Annotated in this window: 19 protein-coding genes and 6 pseudogenes; 10 read left to right on the top strand and 15 right to left on the bottom strand. The window is 68.7% G+C overall.

The window, feature by feature from the left end; translation table 11 throughout:
• Nucleotides 1-23: 23 nt before the first annotated feature.
• Both ACIP4Y_RS32915 and ACIP4Y_RS32920 read right to left on the bottom strand, forming a co-directional pair.
• Nucleotides 24-641 (bottom strand): hypothetical protein, encoded by a 618-nt coding sequence (locus ACIP4Y_RS32915; protein ID WP_401399449.1) that lies wholly within the window; start codon nt 639-641, stop codon nt 24-26.
• 519 nt (nt 642-1,160) lie between these two features.
• Nucleotides 1,161-1,898 (bottom strand): dienelactone hydrolase family protein, encoded by a 738-nt coding sequence (locus ACIP4Y_RS32920; RefSeq protein ID WP_401399450.1) that lies wholly within the window; start codon nt 1,896-1,898, stop codon nt 1,161-1,163.
• Nucleotides 1,899-1,937: 39 nt separating this feature from the next.
• Between ACIP4Y_RS32920 and ACIP4Y_RS32925 the strand changes: the two genes are divergently transcribed.
• The 4 genes from ACIP4Y_RS32925 to ACIP4Y_RS32940 all read left to right on the top strand — a co-directional run bounded on the left by ACIP4Y_RS32925 (nt 1,938) and on the right by ACIP4Y_RS32940 (nt 4,901).
• Complete coding sequence (locus tag ACIP4Y_RS32925) at nt 1,938-2,183, top strand: hypothetical protein (RefSeq protein WP_401399452.1); 246 nt, start codon at nt 1,938-1,940, stop codon at nt 2,181-2,183.
• A 598-nt stretch (nt 2,184-2,781) separates the two neighbouring features.
• A complete protein-coding gene (locus ACIP4Y_RS32930) occupies nt 2,782-3,144 on the top strand; it encodes a MarR family winged helix-turn-helix transcriptional regulator (protein ID WP_401399570.1) in 363 nt (120 codons plus the stop codon).
• On the top strand, nt 3,141-4,574 hold the full coding sequence (locus ACIP4Y_RS32935) for an MFS transporter (RefSeq protein ID WP_401399453.1): 1,434 nt from the start codon (nt 3,141-3,143) through the stop codon (nt 4,572-4,574). Before ACIP4Y_RS32930 ends, ACIP4Y_RS32935 begins: the two co-directional genes overlap by 4 nt.
• 33 nt (nt 4,575-4,607) lie before the next feature.
• Nucleotides 4,608-4,901: a DUF1330 domain-containing protein gene (locus ACIP4Y_RS32940; protein ID WP_059130497.1), complete on the top strand. Its 294-nt coding sequence runs from the start codon at nt 4,608-4,610 to the stop codon at nt 4,899-4,901.
• A 352-nt stretch (nt 4,902-5,253) separates the two neighbouring features.
• Here ACIP4Y_RS32940 and ACIP4Y_RS32945 read toward each other — a convergent pair whose 3' ends face one another.
• A complete protein-coding gene (locus ACIP4Y_RS32945; protein ID WP_401399455.1) occupies nt 5,254-6,210 on the bottom strand; it encodes a hypothetical protein in 957 nt (318 codons plus the stop codon).
• 105 nt (nt 6,211-6,315) lie between these two features.
• Between ACIP4Y_RS32945 and ACIP4Y_RS32950 the strand changes: the two are divergent.
• Together ACIP4Y_RS32950 and ACIP4Y_RS32955 are read left to right on the top strand one after the other, a co-directional pair.
• Nucleotides 6,316-6,519: pseudogene (locus ACIP4Y_RS32950) on the top strand (4-oxalocrotonate tautomerase family protein); the annotation flags it as partial.
• A pseudogene (locus ACIP4Y_RS32955) lies at nt 6,512-7,539 on the top strand (zinc-binding dehydrogenase). The pseudogenes ACIP4Y_RS32950 and ACIP4Y_RS32955, both read left to right, overlap by 8 nt.
• A gap of 523 nt (nt 7,540-8,062) precedes the next feature.
• Here the strand turns inward: ACIP4Y_RS32955 and ACIP4Y_RS32960 are convergent.
• From ACIP4Y_RS32960 to ACIP4Y_RS32985, 6 genes are all read right to left on the bottom strand, one after another.
• Nucleotides 8,063-8,476, bottom strand: coding sequence for a hypothetical protein (locus tag ACIP4Y_RS32960; RefSeq protein WP_401399457.1), 414 nt, complete (start codon nt 8,474-8,476; stop codon nt 8,063-8,065).
• A 256-nt stretch (nt 8,477-8,732) separates the two neighbouring features.
• Nucleotides 8,733-9,386, bottom strand: a complete 654-nt coding sequence (locus tag ACIP4Y_RS32965; protein ID WP_401399459.1) for a DUF6338 family protein — start codon at nt 9,384-9,386, stop codon at nt 8,733-8,735.
• 6 nt (nt 9,387-9,392) lie between these two features.
• Entirely contained in the window at nt 9,393-9,632 is a 240-nt protein-coding gene (locus tag ACIP4Y_RS32970) for a hypothetical protein (protein ID WP_401399460.1), read from the bottom strand.
• 55 nt (nt 9,633-9,687) lie between these two features.
• Nucleotides 9,688-12,393 (bottom strand): CHAT domain-containing protein, encoded by a 2,706-nt coding sequence (locus ACIP4Y_RS32975; RefSeq protein ID WP_401399462.1) that lies wholly within the window; start codon nt 12,391-12,393, stop codon nt 9,688-9,690.
• Nucleotides 12,394-12,921: 528 nt separating this feature from the next.
• Nucleotides 12,922-13,083: a hypothetical protein gene (locus ACIP4Y_RS32980; protein WP_401399464.1), complete on the bottom strand. Its 162-nt coding sequence runs from the start codon at nt 13,081-13,083 to the stop codon at nt 12,922-12,924.
• A gap of 459 nt (nt 13,084-13,542) precedes the next feature.
• Nucleotides 13,543-14,010: a hypothetical protein gene (locus ACIP4Y_RS32985; RefSeq protein WP_401399466.1), complete on the bottom strand. Its 468-nt coding sequence runs from the start codon at nt 14,008-14,010 to the stop codon at nt 13,543-13,545.
• Between the two features lie 67 nt (nt 14,011-14,077).
• Between ACIP4Y_RS32985 and ACIP4Y_RS32990 the strand changes: the two are divergent.
• Nucleotides 14,078-14,953 (top strand): annotated as a pseudogene (locus ACIP4Y_RS32990) (IS5 family transposase).
• Nucleotides 14,954-15,153: 200 nt separating this feature from the next.
• Here ACIP4Y_RS32990 and ACIP4Y_RS32995 read toward each other — a convergent pair.
• From ACIP4Y_RS32995 to ACIP4Y_RS33015, 5 genes and pseudogenes are all read right to left on the bottom strand, one after another.
• Nucleotides 15,154-15,576, bottom strand: coding sequence for a TipAS antibiotic-recognition domain-containing protein (locus tag ACIP4Y_RS32995; protein ID WP_401399468.1), 423 nt, complete (start codon nt 15,574-15,576; stop codon nt 15,154-15,156).
• Between the two features lie 152 nt (nt 15,577-15,728).
• Nucleotides 15,729-15,890 carry a hypothetical protein gene (locus tag ACIP4Y_RS33000; protein ID WP_401399470.1) on the bottom strand — a complete coding sequence of 54 codons (162 nt, stop codon included), beginning with the start codon at nt 15,888-15,890 and terminating at the stop codon, nt 15,729-15,731.
• 189 nt (nt 15,891-16,079) lie between these two features.
• Nucleotides 16,080-16,208, bottom strand: a pseudogene (locus ACIP4Y_RS33005) (site-specific integrase); the annotation flags it as partial.
• A 107-nt stretch (nt 16,209-16,315) separates the two neighbouring features.
• Nucleotides 16,316-17,047, bottom strand: a pseudogene (locus tag ACIP4Y_RS33010) (IS5/IS1182 family transposase); the annotation flags it as partial.
• A gap of 55 nt (nt 17,048-17,102) precedes the next feature.
• Nucleotides 17,103-18,497 carry an MFS transporter gene (locus ACIP4Y_RS33015; RefSeq protein ID WP_401399571.1) on the bottom strand — a complete coding sequence of 465 codons (1,395 nt, stop codon included), beginning with the start codon at nt 18,495-18,497 and terminating at the stop codon, nt 17,103-17,105.
• A 153-nt stretch (nt 18,498-18,650) separates the two neighbouring features.
• Between ACIP4Y_RS33015 and ACIP4Y_RS33020 the strand changes: the two genes are divergently transcribed.
• The 3 genes and pseudogenes from ACIP4Y_RS33020 to ACIP4Y_RS33030 form a co-directional block, all read left to right on the top strand.
• Nucleotides 18,651-19,040, top strand: a complete 390-nt coding sequence (locus ACIP4Y_RS33020; RefSeq protein WP_401399471.1) for a winged helix-turn-helix transcriptional regulator — start codon at nt 18,651-18,653, stop codon at nt 19,038-19,040.
• Between the two features lie 296 nt (nt 19,041-19,336).
• Nucleotides 19,337-19,597, top strand: a complete 261-nt coding sequence (locus ACIP4Y_RS33025) for a hypothetical protein (RefSeq protein ID WP_401399573.1) — start codon at nt 19,337-19,339, stop codon at nt 19,595-19,597.
• A pseudogene (locus tag ACIP4Y_RS33030) lies at nt 19,572-19,829 on the top strand (IS5/IS1182 family transposase); the annotation flags it as partial. The gene ACIP4Y_RS33025 and the pseudogene ACIP4Y_RS33030, both read left to right, overlap by 26 nt.
• Nucleotides 19,830-19,971: 142 nt before the next feature.
• On the opposite strand, the gene ACIP4Y_RS33035 reads toward ACIP4Y_RS33030, so the two are convergent.
• On the bottom strand, nt 19,972-20,400 hold the full coding sequence (locus ACIP4Y_RS33035) for a VOC family protein (RefSeq protein ID WP_401399473.1): 429 nt from the start codon (nt 20,398-20,400) through the stop codon (nt 19,972-19,974).
• Nucleotides 20,401-20,452 lie beyond the last annotated feature (52 nt).

Raw genomic sequence — 20,452 nt, forward strand, 5'->3', positions numbered from 1 at the left:
CGTGGCACGGGGCGCCGCACTCCTCACGCGGCAGTCGTCTTGCGGCGGCGCCCGCTGCGGGCCAGGGCGTCGATGAGCTCCTCGCGGCTCATCTTCGACCGGCCGGGAAGGTCCTGGTCCGTCGCCCGCTGGTACAGCTCCGCCTTGCTCAGCTTCTGCAGCTCCCTCTTGCCACCGGCACCGCCGCTGCGGGCCCGCGCCACCCCCGCCTTCTTCGGCGGAGCCTTCCGCGCCGGCGGCTTCACCGACGTACCTGCCGCCGACGACCGCGTAGCCGCCTTCCGCGGCGCGGCCTTACCCTCGCGCCCGTCAGCCGACTCCCTGCCGCCGCGGCCGGACCGGGCGGCCTGCAGGCTGCCCTCGAGGACCTTCATCAGGTCGATCACGTTCGTCGCCTCCGGCGGCTCCTCCGCCGCCGCGATCTCCTGGCCCTCGGCCTCGGCCTTGACCAGCTCGCGCACCTTCTCCTGGTAGGTGTCGCGGTAGCGGGAGGGATCCCAGTCGGAGCTGAGCGCGTCGACCAGGTCCAGCGCCATCTCCAGCTGCTTGCCCCGCCCTGCGCGGCCCGAGGGCAACTCGGGAAGCTCCTCGGCCGGGTCGCGGACCTCATCCGCCCAGTGCAGCGTCTGCAACACCAGCACTTCGTCCTCCGCGCGCAGCGCGGTCAGGTACCTGGGGGCGTCGCAAGGGCATGGCCCGAGCCGTGGAGCAGCTTGCGGTCTGGCCATTGATCGCTGACCTGCTCTCATGCCGGAGAAGGGCCCAAAGCGATCAAGTAGGCGAGCAAGCAGGACCTGGTAGGACTGAGTAAAAAGAGCGAGCGACTTAACCTCGACAGGGGACGTGAGCCTGGATGGGGTTCAGCCGAGATACGCGTCAAGGGGCAATGAGTAGACGTTGATGCGGCTTTACGCGTGGTCAGCACAGTGACGCCGCAGTAGATGCGTACATCTCGCCCTGAAACCGGAACGGTCCGCCGCAGGTCGCGACGATCACGGCCAGGGCTCCGTCGCACTAAATCCGGTATTTACTGCGGCACTTGTGAATACGTCTCCACGATCGCACAACTGGCCGAATGTGGTTCTGCTGGGAGGGCTTGCGGGGAGGAGACTGTCAGTGTGCGACGCTGACCAGTCCTGGCGCCAGCATGTTTGCCTGGGTCATGCCTCCAGGTCCTCTGTTACGGGCAGGCACTCGGCGAGCAAGTCGACGACGTCGCGCCAGGCTCGCTGCGCGTGCCGTGGGTGGTAGCCGACGCCGGGCACCACGGGGTGGTCGACCGGCGGGTGGTGGAAGGCGTGCAAGGCGCCGCCGTAGACCGTGAGGCGCCAGTCGACGCCCGCGGCCTGCATCTCGGCGGTGAACGCGTTTCGTTGCGCGGGCGGCATGATCGGGTCTTCCGATCCGACCCCGGCCCACACCGGGCAGCGGATGCGCGCTGCCTCGCCCGGTCGGCCCGTGGTCGTTGCGTTGACTGTCCCGATCGCGCGCAGGTTGACGCCGCCTCGTCCGAGTTCCAGCGCGATGGCGCCCCCGGTGCCGTAGCCGATGGCGGCGATCCGGTCGGGGTCGGTCCGGGGCTCGGTGCGCAACTCGTCGAGCGCCGCGTGGCCGATGCGCCGCATCCGGTCGGGATCAGCGAGCAGCGGCAGGCAACGGGCCAGCATCTCCTCAGGATCACCCAAATAGCGCCCGCCGTGAAGGTCGAAGGCCAGCGCTACATATCCCAGCTCGGCGAGAGCATCGGCCCGGCGGCGCTCGACGTCGCTGAGCCCCATGCCCTCTGGTCCGAGCAGCACCGCGGGCCGGCGGTCGACACCGGCCGGGAGCGCGAGGTGCCCGATCATCGTCAAACCGTCGGCCGGGTACTCGACCGTACGCGTCGTAATCGTCGTCATGAGACTGGACTGTAATGATCGTCGAGCCCGGTCCGGCCGGTGTTCTGCCGCTGGCAGAACAATGCGACGGGGTCTCTGCGAGCGATCCTTCTTGAGCATCCCCCCAAGACCTGTTCCCGCTCTCTCGTCCTGATCAAGCGAGCCGACCGGGAAGTCGAGCACTTCCTGCTCGACGTGCTGCCGGAAAACTTCGACCGGCTTGAGGACATCGCCGGCGAGGCTCTGCTCACCTTCACGCGCTGGGCACTGATGCAGATTCCGTTGAGTCCCCTTCCTACGGAGTAGCAGGTTCAGGTACTGCTCCGTGGCGTCCAGCCTGGTGGTGACCGCCAGTGGCCACCAGAGACGTACCGGCTCCAGGTGCCTCCGGCTTCGGAGGCCAGCCTGGCCGTGGTAACCCGGTGGTAGGTCAGAGCCTCCGCGACGACCGGGGCGGGCATCTCCAGCACGTGCTGACGGATCGCGGCAGCGCGGCCGGCGGTGGTCGGAATGCCGAGGTCGTTGAGGAGGGCCGCAAGGACATCGGGGTGGAGCGGTTGCCCGGCTCGGCGGCCCGGGAACAGCCACCGGCAGGCGCGGTTGGTCGCGCTGTTCATGTTGGAGGCGGACAACGCGGCTGAGGGGCTGGGCGTAGAGCAGGACGATGCTGCGCGACGACGCGCGCGGCAGGTTCCTGCCGCGCACCGAGCGCGATGGCCGGCCGCCGTCGCGGGTGCGGATCGAGGCCGCCCGCGGCAGTCTCGACCATTTCCATAAACAATGAATATAAAAATGCTATGCTTCGAGCATGAGTCGTCAAGACACCGCTCCTGGCGCGTCCGCCGCCATCGGGGCAGCCCTCTACGGCCTGGCCACCAGGGCCGCGCGACGCCTGCCCCGGGACATGAGCCTGACGTCCGCCGCCACCCTGGCCACCCTGGACCGGACCGGCCCGCGGCGCATCACCGATCTGGCCGCGGTCGAGGGCGTCACCCAGCCCGCGATGACCGCCCTGGTCCGGGTGATGGAGGAGTCCGGCCTGGTCGAGCGGCGGGGCGACGCGTCCGACAAGCGGGTCACGCTGGTGTGCCTGACCGAGGCCGGCGCCTCCTATGTCCGGACGCGGCGCCAGGCGGGCGTCCACGCGTTCGAGCGGTTGATCGGCGAGCTCACCGGCGACGAGGTCGAGGCGCTGGTGGCGGCCCTTCCGGCGCTGAAGCATCTGGCAGAGCTGGAAAGCCAGGACCGCGAAGGGCCGAGGCAGTGACCGGGCAGCCGGTCGGCGGGGTCGCGGTGGAGGCGTTCCCGGTGGCGCGTTCCGAGGCGCGGCTGCTGATCCCCGCCCTGATGTTCATCGCTCTGGTCGTGGCGGCGGTCGCCAGCCTCGGGACGCCGCTCATCACCAGCGTGGCGACCTCGTTCCACGTCTCGCTCGGCAGCGCGCAGTGGACGCTGACCGTCGCGCTGCTCAGCGGCGCCGTCGCCACGCCGGTCCTGGGCCGGCTCGGAGCCGGCCCGCACCGGCGGGCCACGATCCTCGCCACGCTGGCGGTCGTCGTCGTCGGCAGCGCGCTCACCGTGCTGCCGCTGCCGTTCGCGTGGCTGCTGGCCGGCAGGGCGGCCCAGGGCGTCGGGCTCGGGCTGACGGCGCTGATGATGGGCGTGGCCCGGGACCACCTCCCCGAGGAGCGCAGCGCGGCCGTGATCGCCCTGATCTCGGTGGTCTCGATCATCGGGGCCGGCGTCGGCTACCCGCTGGCCGCACTGCTCGCCGAGCTCGGCGGGGTACGGGCCGCTTACGGCCTCGGCCTGGTCGTCACCGCCGCCGCCCTCCTGACCGCGTGGCGCTCCATGCCCGAAGCCCCCGAAGGCCGCTCCGCCCACGTGGACGTGGCAGGCGCGGTCGTCCTGGCCGCTGCGCTGCTCCTGGTGCTGTTCCTCGCCGGCGAACGGAATCTGTGGAACCGGCACCTCGCCGTGGCGGCGGGCCTCGCCGTCGTCGCGGTGGTGCTGCTCTGCGTCTGGGCCGTCATCGAGCTGCGCAGCACGACGCCCCTGGTCGATGTGCGGGCGGTGCGGCACCCGGCGGTCGCCGGGGCGAACCTCGCCATGTTCGCCGGCGGGATCGGCATGTACCTCCTGCTCACGCTCATCACCCGGTACGCGCAGACGCCGCACGGCGCCGGCTACGGCTTCGGGCTGACGACCTTCGTCGCCGGGCTGGTCCTCATCCCGTTCTCGGTGCTGGGGTTCGTCGCCGGCAAGCTCACGCCGCGGGTCCGGACGCGGATCGCCGACCCCCTGCTCCTGGCCGGCAGCGCCGTCGTGGTCGGCGGCGGGTTCGCCCTGTTCGCGGCGGCCCGGTCGGACCTGGCCGAACTGTTCGCGGCGATGGGCGTGCTCGGCTTCGGCGTCGGCGGTTTCTCGGCCGCGATGCCCGGCGTCATCCTGGCCTTCACCCCCAAGAGCGAGACGTCGAGCGCCATGAGCTTCAACTACGTCGTCCGCAGCGTCGGATACTCCCTGGGCAGCGCCATCGGCGGCCTGATCCTCGCCGCGGGCACCGGCCCCGGCCACCTCTTCCCCGACGACAGCGCCTACACCACCGCGGCGCTGGTCGGCATCGGCGCCATGGCGATCACGACGCTGACAAGCCTCGCTCTCGCCCGCCGACGCTCGTCCGAGACCAACCCGTAAGTCAGAGGCACACATGCCAACACTGGAGGTTCCATGCCCAAGGGCTACTGGGTCAGCGCCTACCGCACCATTTCAGACCCTGAGAAGCTGGCTGCTTACAACAAGCTGGCCGGTCCGGCCGTCGAGGCCGGGGGCGGTCGGATCCTCGCCCGTGGCAGTCGGGTCGTGGCGCATGACGCCGGAATCGCCGAGCGCACCGTCCTGATCGAGTTCGACAGCTTCGAGCAGGCCGTCGCGGCGCACGAGAGTGCGGCCTACCAGGAGGCGCTGGTCGCCCTCTCCGACGGCGTCGAGCGCGACTTCCGCATCGTCGAAGGCATCGACTGACCGAGGTCCGTCGGATCTTCACTGAAGGACTCCGTCGGGAATCTTGAGGACGGGCAGTTAACGACTGTGACGTTGAGTCAGGCTCTTAGGAACATGATGCCCATGTTCCCGGGGAGCTCGATATGTCCCTCCAGTCCCAGCCCGGATCGGAGGTGCCGCCGCTGACCGCGCTGGTCGCCCGCGCCGGCAACCCCCACGGCACTACCGCGATGTGGATCCGCGACCGCCTCGGTTGAATACGCGAGTCCACCAGTATCGACCCCCTGATAGAGGCGCGGACCCGTCGGTCCCCGATGCGCGGCACCTTCCCTGTGCCCCCACGCCGACGCCGAGCTTCACACCAGCCCTCGGCTCACATGCCTACCGTGGCCCTGCGCTGCGCCTGTTCGAACTCGGTCAGGGGGTCGCCGCCCATCTGCCAGGGCCAGTCGGTGACGATCCCACCGATCGCCTCGAACACCGCCCGTGCCTCAACGCGTCGGTCGCCGGCCATCAGCGCGTAGGCGAGAAGGTTCAAGTCGGCAAGGGCCTTGGCATGACGGAGGAATCCCGGCTGTGCCCATGTGTGGGCCACGCGGTCGAGTGCCTGGGCCGCAATCCCCTGGGACCAATGGGTCCGTGCCACCAGTGCTTCGTATCCGCCCCGGCCGAGAATGGCGTGGTACTGGAAGACCTGTGCAGTGAGTTCCGTTGCCACGCAGGGCGCGTTGGCGGGCACACGGGCGCCCAGCCCGTCGACGAACTCCAGAACCTGCAGCCGAGAGCCTCCCTCCTCCGGGGTGAGGTAGCCCAGCATGTTCATGTACGCCTCGCGGTTCCAACGGTCACGCGCGAGCACCTCGTTCCACACCCCGAACACTTGGGGCTGCGTCCAGCGTTGCCGACGTGCCACCTTGAGCAGGGCCACCCAGGGGGTGGGATCGTCCGGTGTGAGTTCGGCGGCGCGCAGACAGCTTTCCACTGCGTCATCCGTGGCGCCCGGATCATCCTGGGCGCCGGTGTGCGCGGCCTGGGACCAGGCATGCAGTACGAGCGCGGTCGCATTACGGGGCTCGCGCGCGACCCACAACCTCGGCAGACGCGATGCAGCGAGGAAATCCGCCAGAACGCTGATGCGGTGCGTACGACGATCCCAGTCCCCCGGATGCTGGTCCAGGAGCCGGGAGACCTGAGCCGTGCACAGGTCTGTGGTGGCGATCGTACCCGTCCTGGTGGTCGCCAGCAGGGACTTCAGCAGTCTGCCCAACTCCCGGTCGTCGAGTTCAGGGGCGAGACGTGCCCGCTTACGGCGGCTTGAAAGAAATCCCATGACCGGAGGCTAAAACGGATCACACCACCCACAAGGGCTCGGTCCAGATCGTTATCGATCACACACCCTACGTGATCATCTCTGGTTCACAGGGCGACGTCGTCGGCGCAGCGGCGCAAGGCCGGCCTGGTCCAGGACGCGACGACGACGGTCCTGTCCGCCGCCGGTCTGGCTCCCGAGGACGCGCTGCGCGTGTGGGTCCTCCTGCGCGAGCAGCCGGACGGGACGTGGGGCGCGGGCAGCTCCGTCATCCGGTACGCCGACCTGGTCGACCTGGCACAGCAGGGCACGGAGCAGGCCGATGCGTGAGTTGACGTACGTCGCCCGCCGCACAGTCGAGTGGCGCGAGGCCCCGGATCCCGAGCTCGGCTCCGATCAGGCGGCGGTCGTCGCGCCGGTCGCCGCGACCTCGTGCGACGTGGACTCCGCGATCCTGGCCGGGCACGGCTTCATCGGCCCGCCGTTCGCCCTCGGGCACGAGTGCGTCGCCCGCGTCACCGACGTCGGCGACGACGTGACGACCGTGGCTCCCGGCGACCTCGTCGTCGTGCCCTGGTCCATCAGCTGCGGCACCTGCGACCGCTGCCGCACCGGGCTCACCGCCCACTGCACCTCGGTCCCGCACATGGCGATGTACGGCGCGCCGATCGGCGGCACCTGGGGCGGCCTCTTCTCCGACCTGGTCCGCGTCCCGTACGCGGACACCATGCTCGTCCCGCTACCAGCCGTCCTCGATCCGGTCGCGATGGCCTCGGCGAGCGACAACTGGTCACTGTCCTGGCGCCTGGTCGCGCCCCACCTCAAGGCCCGTCCCGGCGCCCGGGTACTGGTGGTGACCCGGGGCAGCATCGGCCTTTACGTGTGCGACATCGCCCGTGCGCTCGGCGCCTCCGACGTCCTCTACGTCGACCCCGACCCGGAGCACCGCAAGCTCGCCGAGGGCTTCGGTGCCCGCACCGCCGAAGCGATCGAACCGATCCGCCACGGCTTCGACCTCGCCGTCGAGGCGACCGGCCGCGTCGAGCAGCTCGCCCTCGCCGTAAGTCCCTTGCACCCGAGGGCGTCTGCGAGTCGGCCGGCAACCATTTCCGCCCCGGTGAGCTGCCGCTGCTCGACATGTACCTCACCGGCGTCACCCTCCGCGTCGCCCGCGACAACGTCCGCAACCACATCCCCGACGCCCTCGCCCTCGCCGCCTCCGGCACCGTCGCACCCGAACGCGTCATCTTCCACGTCCTCGACTGGGAACAACTCCCCGATGCCCTGCCCGAAAAGCACCTCAAGCCCGTCTTCGTCCGTGACATCACCCCGCCCCGGGCCGCATCCTGACCACCGCACCGCGGCCAGGCGATGACGCACACAGAGACGCCTGATGAACCCACCCCCTCACCGACCCGAGCACCGCGTTCGCCGCGCAGGTGGACGAATTTCCGCACGGATTACGGACATATCACCAGTCTTCTGGAGGCGCGCGTTCTCCTCATCGAAGGAGGGTTCGCGGGCGATCTCCAAGCAGAGGGGCCCGCTCCGCTCCGCTTCCTTCTGGGCAGCTTCATCGGGTACCTCAGAGCCCGGCACGCACAATTGGCCCTCTTCGGGATCATCCTGAACTACACGAAATGGACCGCCTTCATCGACCCGCGGCTATTGCCCTACCGCCGTTCCGCCGAATACATCCGGGGTCATCGCCCGACTCAGTCGCGGACGTTGGCGGCTGAGGCACCGACGAAGTACGGGCAGCCCGTCTGCGTCCGACAGGACGTACGTGGCTGGTGAGCGCACCCTTCGCGTCCTCGAACCCACCTGTGCGTTTACCCGGTACGAGAAATCGATCCCTTTGATCGGCCCTATGTCACATACTCGGTCGTGTCCGCAATTGACGCATGAGTTCTGCAAGCGCCAGCAGGCTGATCAAAGGCGCGATGGCGGCGAAGAGCATGCCTACCGTGTCGTCCTCCTTGTTGAAAGAGGCCCACAGGCTCCAGGCCAGCGCGGCTGCTGCACCCGTTACGGTGATAGCCCAGGAAGATATTTCGCGGCGGCCCTCGATGATCGCTGCTGTGACGCCCAGTCCTCCGCACACCATAAGACCCATGACCAAAGCCGCATGGCCCCAACTGGGTACTCCGAGTGTTCCGTCAAACGCCGGTGCGTCGTGTAATTGCCGGTAGGTGGCCCACAAACTGCCGAAATAAACCACCATGAGCGCCGACAGGCTCAACATTCTGATCAGCTGTCCCAGCGCGCTGCGCTGCCCTCTTGCCACTGTGCCCCCACCGTTGCGCCGCTCGTCGCGAGGAACCCAAGGATGCCAGCAGCAGTCGGATGCCGAAAGAGGAATGCGTCATCTGATTGAGTTCCGCGACGCAAGGAGGTGGGGCAGAGAACGGTCCGAGGCCAGGAGTCGAAAGGTTTCTCCACCGAAAGGAAACACGGGCGGAATCGCCGGTTCGGTCAACCGGCGGTCCCGTGCCATGTCGCTGCACTTCCAGGTGGCTGCAGCCGCTGCGTGGTGCGGGCACTCAATTTCGTGGGCCGCGATTCACGAGGACCGCGGTGATCTCGATGAGCCGGATCTGTCCGCCGGGGATGATGACATAGTCCGCGTCCGAGGGCCGCGGGCGGTCCTCGTCGGGGCCGCGGATCGAGATGGGGTGGTGCAGGGCGACGTCGCGGTAAGCGGTGTCCCGCTCGTCGGAGACCATGTGTCCGCTGCCGTACACCATCGTGCCGTCGTCCATCAGCACCTGCACTGCGGGATCCGCCTCGCCGCGCCGGGGCTTGAGGAGTTCGGCCCACACCGTGCCGGGTATGGCGGACCAGCTGCTGGCGCCACGGTGGCGACCGCGCAGCTCCCCCAGCACGATGCAGGCGAGCGTGCTGAGGATGAGGATGAGGACGCCGGACCGCACAAGGTGCCAGGCGTGGGAGCGGGCGTACGCCGCTCCGGACAGGGTGCCGTCGAGCGTGGCGAGGCCCGGCACGTGCTCGGCCAGGGCCAGGACGCCTCCGGCGGCGGCCAGCGTCGCGAAGGTGCCGACCGTGAAGAGTTCGGCGATCTCCCGTGCGGCGCTCGGGTGTTCGCGCAGGCCGTGGCGTTCGTAGCGGACGAGGTAGAGATAGCCGGGCACGGCCGCGTACAGCAGGGCCGTGAGCCCGGCGAGGTTGGAGGGCACGGCCGGTCACTCGGCGGGTGGCGGAGTGGGTGGGGCGGACGGCGCCGGCGGGGGCGGTGTCGGTGGGGCCGGTGGGGTTGGCGGGGACGTGTGGCGGTCGGCCGGCTCGTACGTGCCCTTGAGGCTGCCAAGGGGGCGGTCCTCGCCCGGTTTCGCGTCCTTCTTCAGCCGGTCGCGCAGCGCCTTCGCCTGCTCATCCGCGGAGAGCGCGGCTGGTGTCGGCTGCGGTGCCGTCTCGTCCGTCATGGTCGTCCCTCCCGTTCGTCGTCGAGCGTCATCGTCGTCCTCCAGGAGTTGTGGTTCACCTTGCTCCGTAGGCCGTGATGCCGGCCCACTGGTCGGTCTGCTCAGGAGAGTCCTCTTCGTCCAGCAGTGCCACCGCGGCCCGGCGGGCGGCTTCCAGCGGGGCGCTGCCGTGGCAGCGGTGGACGAACCATGTGACGCAGTGCTGGGTGGCGAGCACCGACCACACCCGGAAGGGGCTGGCCAGGACGAAGGCCGCTCCCGCCTCGTGGAAGGCGTGGACCAGCGCGTTGGCGACGTCACCGGCCAGTTCGAGGGGGCGGGGCGTCCGGGGTGTCGGCCCGGCGAGCGCCCCGTGTCCGCCGCTGTGGTCGGCCGTGGCGCGCGCGCCGCTGCTGCACGCGGTGAGCAGCACCTCTTGGAAGCACATCCGGCTCATGAGGACTTCGCCTGCTCCCAGCACCTCGTCGGTCATCTGTACGCCGGCACCGAAGGGGGCGCCGGGTGCCGGCAGTCCGTGGGTGATGATCTGGAGCACCTCCGTGCGGCTGCGGAGGGGAGGCCCGGAGTTCAGCATGCTCCGCAGTGCCGCGGCCGTGGCGTCGTCGCCGGTGAGAGGTTCTCCGCGCAGTCGTTCCGCTCCCAGGTACTCGGACAGAAGGCCCACCACCTGTTCCACTTCCAGGAGCGTCTCGCCGTCGGGCTGTCGGGAGACGCCCAGCAGGGTGGCCCGGACCGGTCCGCCGGGCCGGTGGTCCAGGAGCGGCACACAGGACAGGTTGGGGACGATGCCGATGGCCGTTTCGCGAATCACGTGGCGGCCATGGTGGCGGACGACCGTCCAGGGCAGGGTGTGCAGGCGTCCGTGCGGGGCCAGCAGGCACGTGCCGCTGTCCGCGATCGCGTCGGCGAAGGCCGGGGGGATCAGGTCGGCCAGACCGATGCCGTGATGACGCCAGAAATCCAGGAGCACTGATCTGCCTTGGAGCTCGCGCTGGTGTGCCTCCAACGCGCTGAGGGCGTTCCCGTCCAGCCGCCGGACGCCCATGCGCAGCTTGCCGTCCGGCGTGGCCAGCAGGGCCAGGATGCCGTCGGGGCGCTCGTACAGGCTCAGGGCCACGCAGCGGCCGGGGTTGCTGCCTGGCGCGGAGGTGCCGTAGGCGGCCAGGAAGCGGGTGAGCCGGTCCGGGTCGAAGGGTGGGTCGTCTCTGATGAGGTGCCAACGAGGATCGGTCGCACGGATTCTGCTCAGCAGCTCGGCCCGCTCGACGCGCAACCGGTCGACTTCCTTCGGATCGCCGTGTCGCTCGGCGTCCGCGACCCGTTCGGTCAGTTCGGCGAACGCGCCGTGGTCCGGTCCGTGCCGTGTTGCGCGCTCGGTGGCGCCGGCGGAGGCGTCCGGCGTGTCCCGCACATCCGAGCGGGCCAGGGACAGCCGGGCCGAGAAGGCCCGGGCCTTGAGCAGATCGGTGACGACCGCGCACAGCCGTGCGTCGCCGGTCTCCTCGGCGAAGGTCAGCGCTTCTTCGAACAACTGCCGGCGGAAGCGCAGATGCAGCGTGTCGAAGCGGTGGCCGAGCGGCACCCGCAGCACCCGGTCGAGGGCGAGGGCCATCTCCTGGTAGGCGTGCGCCGCGCCGGCGCGGTCCCCACGGGCGTGGTGGGCCCGGGCGCGCTCGACGTGCAAGCCGACCGCGAGGGAGTCGTCGGGGTGGTCGGCCGTGCAGCGCTCCCCGCGGTCACACCAGTGCAGCGCTTGCTCCCACCACCCGTCCGCCGTCGACAACCGCGCCACCTCCGCGCGCATGCGGCAGTACTCCGCGCCGCGCACCAACCGCAGATGTGCCCGCATCGAGGTCCGGTCCTCGGCGTAGACGCCCTCGAACAGCGCGGCGGCCAGGTCCAGCCGTTCGCATGCCTCGGCCACAGCGCCGCGGTCGAGCGCGCAACGGGCCAGTTGCAGCTGTCCCGCTTCCGGCAGGCCGGACGCCGTGTACAGCGGCATGCGCAGCAGGTAGGCCCGCTCGGCCGCCTCCGGCCGGCCCGTGTCCCGTAGCGCGCCCGCTTTCACATCCAGCAACCGGAAGTAGACGGTGGACGCCTGAAGCAGCCCGGCGGCCGTCGCCGGTCCGTCACCGCCGCGCGCGAGGTGGGCCACGAGAGGGCGCATTGCTTCGGGGTCGGTCTCGTCGATCGGCCCGTCGGGGAGGACAGCGGCGAGTTCTCTCTCCAGCGGCTCCAGGACCTCTAGGGCGGTTTCGGCGTCGTACAGTCGGTACAGGGCCTCGGCCCGAAGGATCCGAAGGTCGCCGTAGAAGGCGGGCGATGTGCCGTGCGGTGGCCGAGGGAGGGCGTGCGGCAGGCGGGCGGCCCGGTCCACGAGCGCCAGGGCCTCACTGACCCGGCCCTCCTGGAGCTCGTACTGGGCCTTGCCCGCCAGGAAGGTGCGAAGCTGGTCGGGGGCCGCGTGGAGGGTGAACTCCTCGGCCGCCGCCCAGTGCTCCTTGACCTGCCGGTACGTGCGGACGCCGGACTGGTGGGTGGTCAGCTCGCGGCCGTAGGCGTCCAGCAGGATGCCCGCGACGTCGGACGCCCTCACCGGACGTGGTGCGGAGCCGCCGGGACGGCCGAGAACCGCCAGGAGCCTTCGTCCCAGGATGGTCAGCTCCTGGAAGAGCCGTCCGGTCAGCAGTCCTGCGTCAGCCGCCTCCCAGTACTGCGCCTGCAGCTCGAAGAAGCGCGCGGCCAGGTTGTCGAGTTCCACCACGCGCCCCCTGAAATCCCCCGGTGTCCCCGATCACCCGATGCCGCCGACCGCCGGACGTCGCCTGCGCCTCCGAAGTCCGCAGTGCACCTCGGTCGTCCCGGTGGGCCCGGTTGGTCCGGGCGCATCCGGACGATCTGGTCGACCACCGTACGACCGTCAGGGCCGCAAGGGAACCGTCACAGGGAGCCGCCGGCGCGTGCGGCGCGGCGACGCGCGCCGCACTCCTTGCGCTGTGCGCCAGGCAAAGGTCAGTTGTTCACCGACAGGACCGGCGCTTGGATCGGCTTGCAATCGAGCGCTTGCCCACGTTGCGGTCATCCTCGTCAGCGGAGACGGCCTTCGTGCAAGCGGGCGTGTCGTCGGGGTGGTGCTCATGGCACCACTTTGCGGCCCGCTTCGCTGGTGCCCGACGTGCTCGTGAGGTGCTTCGCGCACTCCGGCGGCCCGTCGTTGCCGCCAAGTGTGGCCCAGTCGACGACACCCAGGAGGGCACCCAGGACGACGAAGGCACAGACGAGAAGGTGATCAGGCGGGGGTCTTCTCGCGCCACTTCTCACTCTCGTGCGTGCAGTCCACTGCCTTGTTGAGTCCCTCGCCGCCGTCGTTGTTCCACTCGGCGAAGTGCTTGTAGCAGTCGGGCCGGACGTCGTCGGTGGCCGTCTTTACGGCGCCAACGAGGTGCAGCACGAGGAAACAGCAGACGCAAGATCGCCAACCCGTCGGCGTCACCGGGCCGGGGCGGGCTCGACGACCACACGCTCGGAGACCGTGATGGGAGGCATCCGAGTTCCCCTAAGGGGGCCGGGAAGGCCGAGGGCCCGACCGGATGCCGTGCTGACGGACCGCCCGTATTCGTCCCGCACGATCCGGGGGCCCCTCCGCCGGCGCGGCGTCCGTGACGTCATTCCAACAGTCGTCCGATCAGGTGGGGCCACCGTCTGCGGCCAGGCCGCGCAGGCGTCGGCCGCCTGCGTCTGACGCCGAGACAGGCAAGCAGCGCAACGCGGTCGAACGATGCATCAACCGGCTCGAGCAAGGGCGTGGCCTAGCCATACGGACAGACAAGCTCGCCTTCGCTTACCAGGCCGCACTCCATGTCGCCGCCATCCTCAGCCGGGCGCGGTGCTGACCGAGCAGAGATGACTGTCAGCTGTCGTAGAAGAACAGCTCGAGATCCTCCATGGACCCTGGACCGGTCAGGAAACCCTCGGCCTGGGCGATCTCCTTCTCTGGTGGTACCCGGCCCTCTCGAAGAAGCTCCGTCATCCATTTCTCGCCCTGCTCGCCGATCGCGTAGATGCCAGACAGCAGCTCGGCCATACCCGCAGGGTGCTTCGGACGACGCCCGACGACAGGTTGGAGTTCCCATCCCCCTGCCCGGGCGGCAAGCCGAAGGACCCCGGCCCAATTGGCGATCCGCCCGATACGTACGTGCCATGAGTCCTCGGTGAACGGCGCCGATCGACCCCCGTGCAGGGCATTCGTCGCGGCCATGATGTCCGCCAGCACCTGCCGCTCCACGGCATCACGCACCCAGCGCCCCTCCTGCGCTTCTTCAATAGCTGCCGACCACCACTCCGATGCGTCGTCCAGCCGGGCTGTGAATGTGTCCATCTGCAAAGAATCCCACGTGTTGTCGTCAGCCTTCAGATGGAGGCCGAGCTGTGCATGATCTCGGTTTATGGGTCGGGGAGATCTCACGGACGAACAGTGGGCGGTGCTGGAGCCGTTGTTGCCGAAGGGCACGAGGGTCGGGCGGCCACCCATCTGGCCTCGGCGGCAGTTGATCGACGGCATACGGTTCCGGGTCCGGACCGGTGTTCCGTGGCGGGACGTGCCCGTCGAGTACGGACCGTGGGGCCGGATCTACGACCTATTCCGTCGATGGCAGCGGAATGGCATTCGGCACCGGATCCTCACCCCTCTCCAGTCCCTGGCCGACGCGGAAGGTGCGATCACATGGGACCTGAGCGTCGACTCCACGGTGTGCCGAGCTCATCAGCATGCGGCCGGGGCCCGCAAGCAGGGTGACCTGCAGAAAGAACCACCGGGTGGCGTGTTAACCGAGCCCGGCGATCACGGGCTGGGACGTTCGAACGGCGGGTTCACCACCAAGCTGCACCTGGCTGTCGAGCACGGTCAGAAGCCCATGGCGATCGTGGTCACGGCCGGTCAGCGCGGCGACTCGCCTCAGTTCGAGCCCGTGCTGGGGAAGATCCGTGTGCCTCGCATCGGGCCGGGCCGGCCACGCCTCCGCCCCGACCGGGTGCGGGCCGACAAGGCGTACGCCTCCCGCAAGAACGGCGCCTACCTGCGCCGACGCGGGATCCGCTGCACCATCCCAGACAAGGCCGACCAGGCGCGCAACCGCCGGAAGCTCGGCTCCCGCGGCGGCTGACCGCCGAGATTCGACCCGGCCGACTACCGCGAGCGTCACGCGGTCGAGTGCGCGATCAACCGCCTCAAGAGACATCGCGCTGTCGCCACGCGGTACGACAAGCTCGCCGTCCGCTACGAGGCGACCGTCCTCGTCGCGACCATTACCGAGTGGCTGTGACCCGCGGTCTCACGCAGCGGGATCCACGTTCCACGCAACGGGCAGATCGCTCTTGCAGAAGACGCAGACGAAGTCGTCCTCACGCACGATGTTGCCTCGGCACCAGCCCGAGACCCCGGTCTCTGCTTCCTCCTCCCAGGGGCTGCGACAGCCCCTGGGCGTGAACCCCGCCCATGCATGTCCTGGCCGGTGTCGCCCGACTACACCGAAGCCTCGGCCCCTGCGCTGGGGGCGAACCCGCTCCCCTGCTCGGCGAACACCTTGATCGCGGCGCCCATGAACTCCACCATCCCGGGGTGGTAGGAATCGTGGAACGCCCTCATGGCCTCGTCCTCGGCGTAGAAGAGCGACATGCCGACGTAAGCCTCCCTGGAGGGGGTGTAGAACCGGCTAACGATGTCGAAGTGCCTGCGGACGAGCTCCTGGACCTGCTGGTCCCCTGGCAGGGAGCCGCCGTCCAGGAAAGCCGTGATCTCCCGGTACAGGACGTCCCAGTCCTGGTGGACCCGCTCCCTGTCCACATGTTCCCAGTCGTTGGTCCCGGCAAGGCTCTTCGCCTGCTCCTCGGCCAACGACCGGCGACACTCGTCCTCGTAATTGTTCCCCACGGCACCGGTTCCCATCGTTTCGTCACCTCTCCGGTGGATCCCGAGAGGCCGCCGACATGTCGGCCTGGACCGGCCGCCGATGATCAACTGCCGGTCCAGGCCGAACGGTGACACACAGCCACCGGGTCGGCAAACCATTTCCTGGACCCTCCGGCGCTCCGTCCCGGTCAGCCGGCGGCGGAAAGGCGCAGCTCGAACGGCGAGCCGTCGAAGCGGGGCGTCCAGCCGCTCGACCGCGCGGCCCGGATTGCCGCGGCGACCTCGCGCGGCAGGACGAGCTCGGCCGGCACCGGGTCCGGTTCCATGACAGCCGGTCGACCGGTCTCCACGACGGAACACCGGTTCGGGCGCGGAACCGTATGCCGTCGATCAACTACCGCCGAGGCCAGGTGGGTGGCCGCCCGACCCTCGTGGCCTTCGGCAACAACGGCTCCAGCACCGCCCACTGTTCGTCCGTGAGATCTCCCCCACCCATGAACCGAGATCATTCACAGCTCAAGATCCACTTTCGATACACGGCCTAGAAGCGGCACCAGATGGAGCCGGACTTGTTCCTCGTACTTGTCGAAGGTGCGGAGCCTCCGTCGGGGCTTGACGACGTGGTCAAGCCAGTACGGCAGCGCCTCAGCGAGCTTGGCCGACTTGGAAACGTCCGTCCTTGCGCTAAGAGCGTCCCGCCAGTAGGTCACCGGATGCGCGGGCTTCGTAGGCGGTTGGGCCAGCGATAGAGGGGCCAAGCAGAAGTCGATGCACACGCGGCGACGTTCGGTGCACCGGCCGAGCTTGCCGAAGTTGTTCATCCACGAGTGCGTGCGCTGCACGACCCACCGTCCGTCGGTTTGGATCGGCGTCTGTTCGCCGCGTTTGGTGATCCTCGCGGTGATGCCTCGTGTGTCGAGGTCGGCGTGGACCGGCCGGTAGTCGTAGCCCGCGTCCAGGCTCAGCGCCGGTCGTTCGGGAAACGGGCCCAGCATCTTGGCGAGGGCGTCGTAGCGGTTGAGGGTGGCGGGCAGCAGGGTGTGGCCGCGAATGTTGGCTGGTGCGGGCTCGGCGACCAGCGGGATGCCGTAGGCATCGGTGAGCTGTGAGCTGTGAGCGTTTGACACCTTGTTTGGCCCGGTCGAAGGGGCTTTTGCCCGCGCACTCGCCGCCCGAGGGAGCCTTGGTCTGGCAGCCATCAGCGGTGAGTTGTTGCAGGCCGAGGCCGATCATGCGGTCGTAGGCGGAAAGCGCGGCTAGGCGCAGGGTCATCGCCCGCACCGGCGGCTATCCACTCGTCACGGCGCCTGCGCAAGGTGGTCGCCGAGCACGTCGCGTCCGCCACTCGCTCGTACCCCATCCCGGACACCACGAGCTTGTCGAAGATCACCTCGTCCGGGATCCGTCGGCGATGGCATCCCGGCGGATGGGTGGTGACCCGCATCGGCAAGGACGCAAGAAACTCCTCGCGGATGGGAGCGATGATCAGCGATGGCACGACAGGCACATCTCCTCCTGCGAACACAGAATCCTCCCCGGCCTGGGGTGGCGTCGCCGCCTGGTCAGCGAGTGGCGTTCTCGGTGACCGGCTTCTCTTCGGCGGCTGGACGTTGTGTCGTGGTGGTGGAGCGCAGCAGGGTGGCGGCGAGGAGGAGAGCAGCGGCGACGATGCACGAGCCGATACGGAAGGCAAACTGGTAGCCACCCGTGAGTGCTGAGGTGGTGTTGGCCCCGTCGTCCAGCAGGGCATTGGTGTGTGAGGCGGCGAGGGTGCTGAGGGCCGCGAGGCCGAAGGCGCTGCCGATCTGCTGCATGGTGTTGAACATGCCGGAGGCGATACCCGAGTCCTGGCGCGTGGCCGCTGACATCGCGAGCGTGGCCAGTGACGGCATCGCGAGGCCGAAGCCGATACCGAGCGGCAGCAGTGCAGGCAGGACGTCCGCCGCGTAACTCCCTCCTGTCGGTACGCGGCCGAGGACGGCGAGACCTGCCGTGATCAGCAAGAGCCCTGGAAGGAGTACGGCACGGGGGCCGAAACGTGAGATCAGTCTGGGTGAGAAGCCGAGCGACAGCGTGCCGATCGCGCCCGAGACCGGGAAGATGCCGAGGCCGGTGTGGACCTCGTCGAAGCCGAGCACCTTCTGCAGGTAGAGAACGCACAGGAACTGGAAGCTGAACATCCCGGCCACCATGAGGGCCTGTATGCCCATGGCTCCTGAGACGTTGCGCGAGCGGAACACACGCAGCGGCAGAAGCGGGTGACTCGCCTTCGCCTGGCGGGTGACGAATGCCAGGAGCAGGGCGAGTGCCGCAGCGCCGAAGCCCAGCGTGTGCGCGGAAGCCCAGCCGTAGTTGGTGGTGTCGACGATCGAGTAGACACCGAGCATCAGTGCGGAGGTGACCAGGAGTGCGCCCACGGCATCGACCCCTTTGCCGAGGCCGACACCGTGCTCGGACGCGAGCACGCGACCGGCCAACAGCGCGGCCACGATGCCGATCGGCACGTTGACGAAGAAGATCCAGTGCCAGCTGATGGTCTGGGTCAGGACACCGCCGGCGAGGAGGCCCAACGAGCCACCGGCTGACTGGACGAAGCTGTAGGCGCCGATGGCCTTGGCCCGCTCATCCGACTGCGGGAACAGCGTCACGACCATGCCGAGGGTGACGGCGGAGGTCACCGCGCCGCCGATGCCCTGGACGAACCGGGAGGCAAGCAGCATCGCCGAATTCTGCGACACACCGCAGAGAAGCGAGGCGGTCGTGAAGATGCTCAAGCCGGTGATGAAGACGCGCTTGCGCCCGATCAGGTCGCCGAGCCGACCGGAGAGCAGTAGTAGACCACCGAAGGGGACCAGATAGACGTTGACCACCCAGGCCAGAGCCGACGAGGAGAATCCGAGGTCTTGCTGGATCGCCGGCAGTGCCACGTTCACGATGGTTCCATCGAGGATGACCATCAACTGACCGGCGCAGAGCACGGCCAATGCCGCCCAACGAGGTGTCTGTGCTGATGAGACGGTTCTGGGCACAAGGCCCCCTTCCAATGGTGCACGACTTGTTACAGCAGTCATCTTCTGTAACCATGGCGTGCGGCGGAAGGAGGCACTTTCGTGTCACGCAGTCACACCGATGTGTCCGACCAGGTCAGCAACGAGGCGTGCCCGCTCACCGAGGTCCTCGACCATGTCGCGGGCAAGTGGAGCATCGGGATCCTCGTCGCCGCCGCGAACGGGCCGGTGCGGTTCACCGAGTTGGAACGCGCCATCACGGGCATCAGCCGACGCATGCTCACCTTGAACCTGCGCAAGCTGGAACGCGACGGCCTGCTTGTCCGGACCGTATACCCCACCGTGCCGCCCAAGGTGGAATACAGCCTTACGCCCATGGCCCGCGAACTCCACGCGACCCTCACCGGGCTCGTCGGCTGGGCAGAACGCCACCGAGCCGACATCACCACCGCCCGCGCCGCCTACGACGCTGCGACCCCATCAGCTAGGTGACGCCGGCGGAGAGACAACCTGGCAGGCATGGAACGATCACCTAGTGGCGGACGCCCTAAGGGGTGTCGCGTAACTCTTGGCCATGGGGCTGGATGATCTCGATGTGGCCGGTGTGATCACGGCGTCAGGGCCGTCCTATCCCCGTTCACCGCACTGAGCCCGCGCTGCTTAGGGAGTTGGTGACCGCGCCGCGCCGCGAGGGGGTGGACGCGGGCCGCACGTGGCGGCCTTGGGGGCTTCCGCTGGAGGACCGGGTGCTGCTTGATGCTGGCACCTACCGACGGGCGCACCTGACGATGCGCCAGCTCGTCCCGATGTTCGGCGTCTGGAAGTCGACCGCGCACCGGATCATCGACCAGCTCGGTCCACTCCTCGCGCTCCAGCCCAGGCAGCGTTTGCGAAGGACACCGTGCTCATCGGACGGCACCCTGGTACCCGCCCACGACCACACGCTCGCCGGACAGTCCAACTACTACAGGTTCTCCGCCAACCCACCAGGTCGTCATCGACGCCGACACCCAAGTCATCGTCGTGATCGGCCAGCCCCTGCGGGGTAACCACAACGACTGCAAGGCGTGGGAAGAGCGGGGACAATGCCGCCGTCGGCAAGACCATGACGATCGCCGACGGCGGCTACCCGGGCACCGGACTCGTGATGCCGTACCGCCACCGAGCCAGCCCGGACCTACCGACTGGAAGCAGCAGCACAACCGCTCACACAAGCAGGTCCGTTCCCGCGTCGAGCACACCTTTGCCCGGATGAAGACCTGGAAGATCCATGGCGACTGCCGCCTGAAGGGCGACGGTGTCCACACCGCCATGCTCGGCATCGCCCGGCTGCACAACCTCGCCCTTCACGGGATGACTTCCGCCCTACACGAGATCCGAGCCCAAGCTAGGCAGCTCCCCACCTCGCTGACTCCGAGGATGCTCAGTCAAGACAGAACTCGTTGCCCTCGATGTCCAGCATTGGGATGCACGCATCATTGCCGTCATACAGTGTTTGCACGTGTACCGCGCCGAGCGGGACCAGTCGTGCGCACTCGGCCTCGAGTGCGGCGAGGCGCTCTTCCCCCGTGAGTCCGGTGGCTACCCGCACGTCGAGATGCAGCCGATTCTTGGCTGCCTTCCCTTCGGGAACGCGCTGGAAGAACAGTCGCGGGCCCACACCTGAGGGATCAATGCACGCGAACCATGCGTCCTGCCGTTCAGGTGGCAGCGAGCGCTTGAAATCGTCCCAGGTGGCAAACCCCTCCGGCGGTGGTGGTACGACGTACCCCAACACCTCGCACCAAAAGCGAGCAAGACGCTCCGGCTCCGCGCAGTCGAAGGTGACTTGGAACTGCTTGATCGAGGACATCGGCGCACCCTACCAAGGGGGCTCTGTTGCTCATTTCCCCAGGTGGACCCCC

The sequence above is a fragment of the Streptomyces sp. NPDC088810 genome, assembly GCF_044750305.1.
Taxonomy (GTDB): domain Bacteria; phylum Actinomycetota; class Actinomycetes; order Streptomycetales; family Streptomycetaceae; genus Streptomyces.

Coding starts and splice junctions, on each gene's coding strand:
- ACIP4Y_RS33015 (WP_401399571.1), bottom strand. CDS start 18,497: ATGGTCATCCTCGATGGAACCATCGTGAACGTGGCACTGCCGGCGATC.
- ACIP4Y_RS32920 (WP_401399450.1), bottom strand. CDS start 1,898: ATGACGACGATTACGACGCGTACGGTCGAGTACCCGGCCGACGGTTTG.
- ACIP4Y_RS32930 (WP_401399570.1), top strand. CDS start 2,782: ATGAGCCTGACGTCCGCCGCCACCCTGGCCACCCTGGACCGGACCGGC.
- ACIP4Y_RS32985 (WP_401399466.1), bottom strand. CDS start 14,010: ATGGACACATTCACAGCCCGGCTGGACGACGCATCGGAGTGGTGGTCG.
- ACIP4Y_RS33025 (WP_401399573.1), top strand. CDS start 19,337: ATGCGCCAGCTCGTCCCGATGTTCGGCGTCTGGAAGTCGACCGCGCAC.
- ACIP4Y_RS32945 (WP_401399455.1), bottom strand. CDS start 6,210: ATGGGATTTCTTTCAAGCCGCCGTAAGCGGGCACGTCTCGCCCCTGAA.
- ACIP4Y_RS32940 (WP_059130497.1), top strand. CDS start 4,608: ATGCCCAAGGGCTACTGGGTCAGCGCCTACCGCACCATTTCAGACCCT.
- ACIP4Y_RS32995 (WP_401399468.1), bottom strand. CDS start 15,576: ATGGGAACCGGTGCCGTGGGGAACAATTACGAGGACGAGTGTCGCCGG.
- ACIP4Y_RS32970 (WP_401399460.1), bottom strand. CDS start 9,632: ATGACGGACGAGACGGCACCGCAGCCGACACCAGCCGCGCTCTCCGCG.
- ACIP4Y_RS33035 (WP_401399473.1), bottom strand. CDS start 20,400: ATGTCCTCGATCAAGCAGTTCCAAGTCACCTTCGACTGCGCGGAGCCG.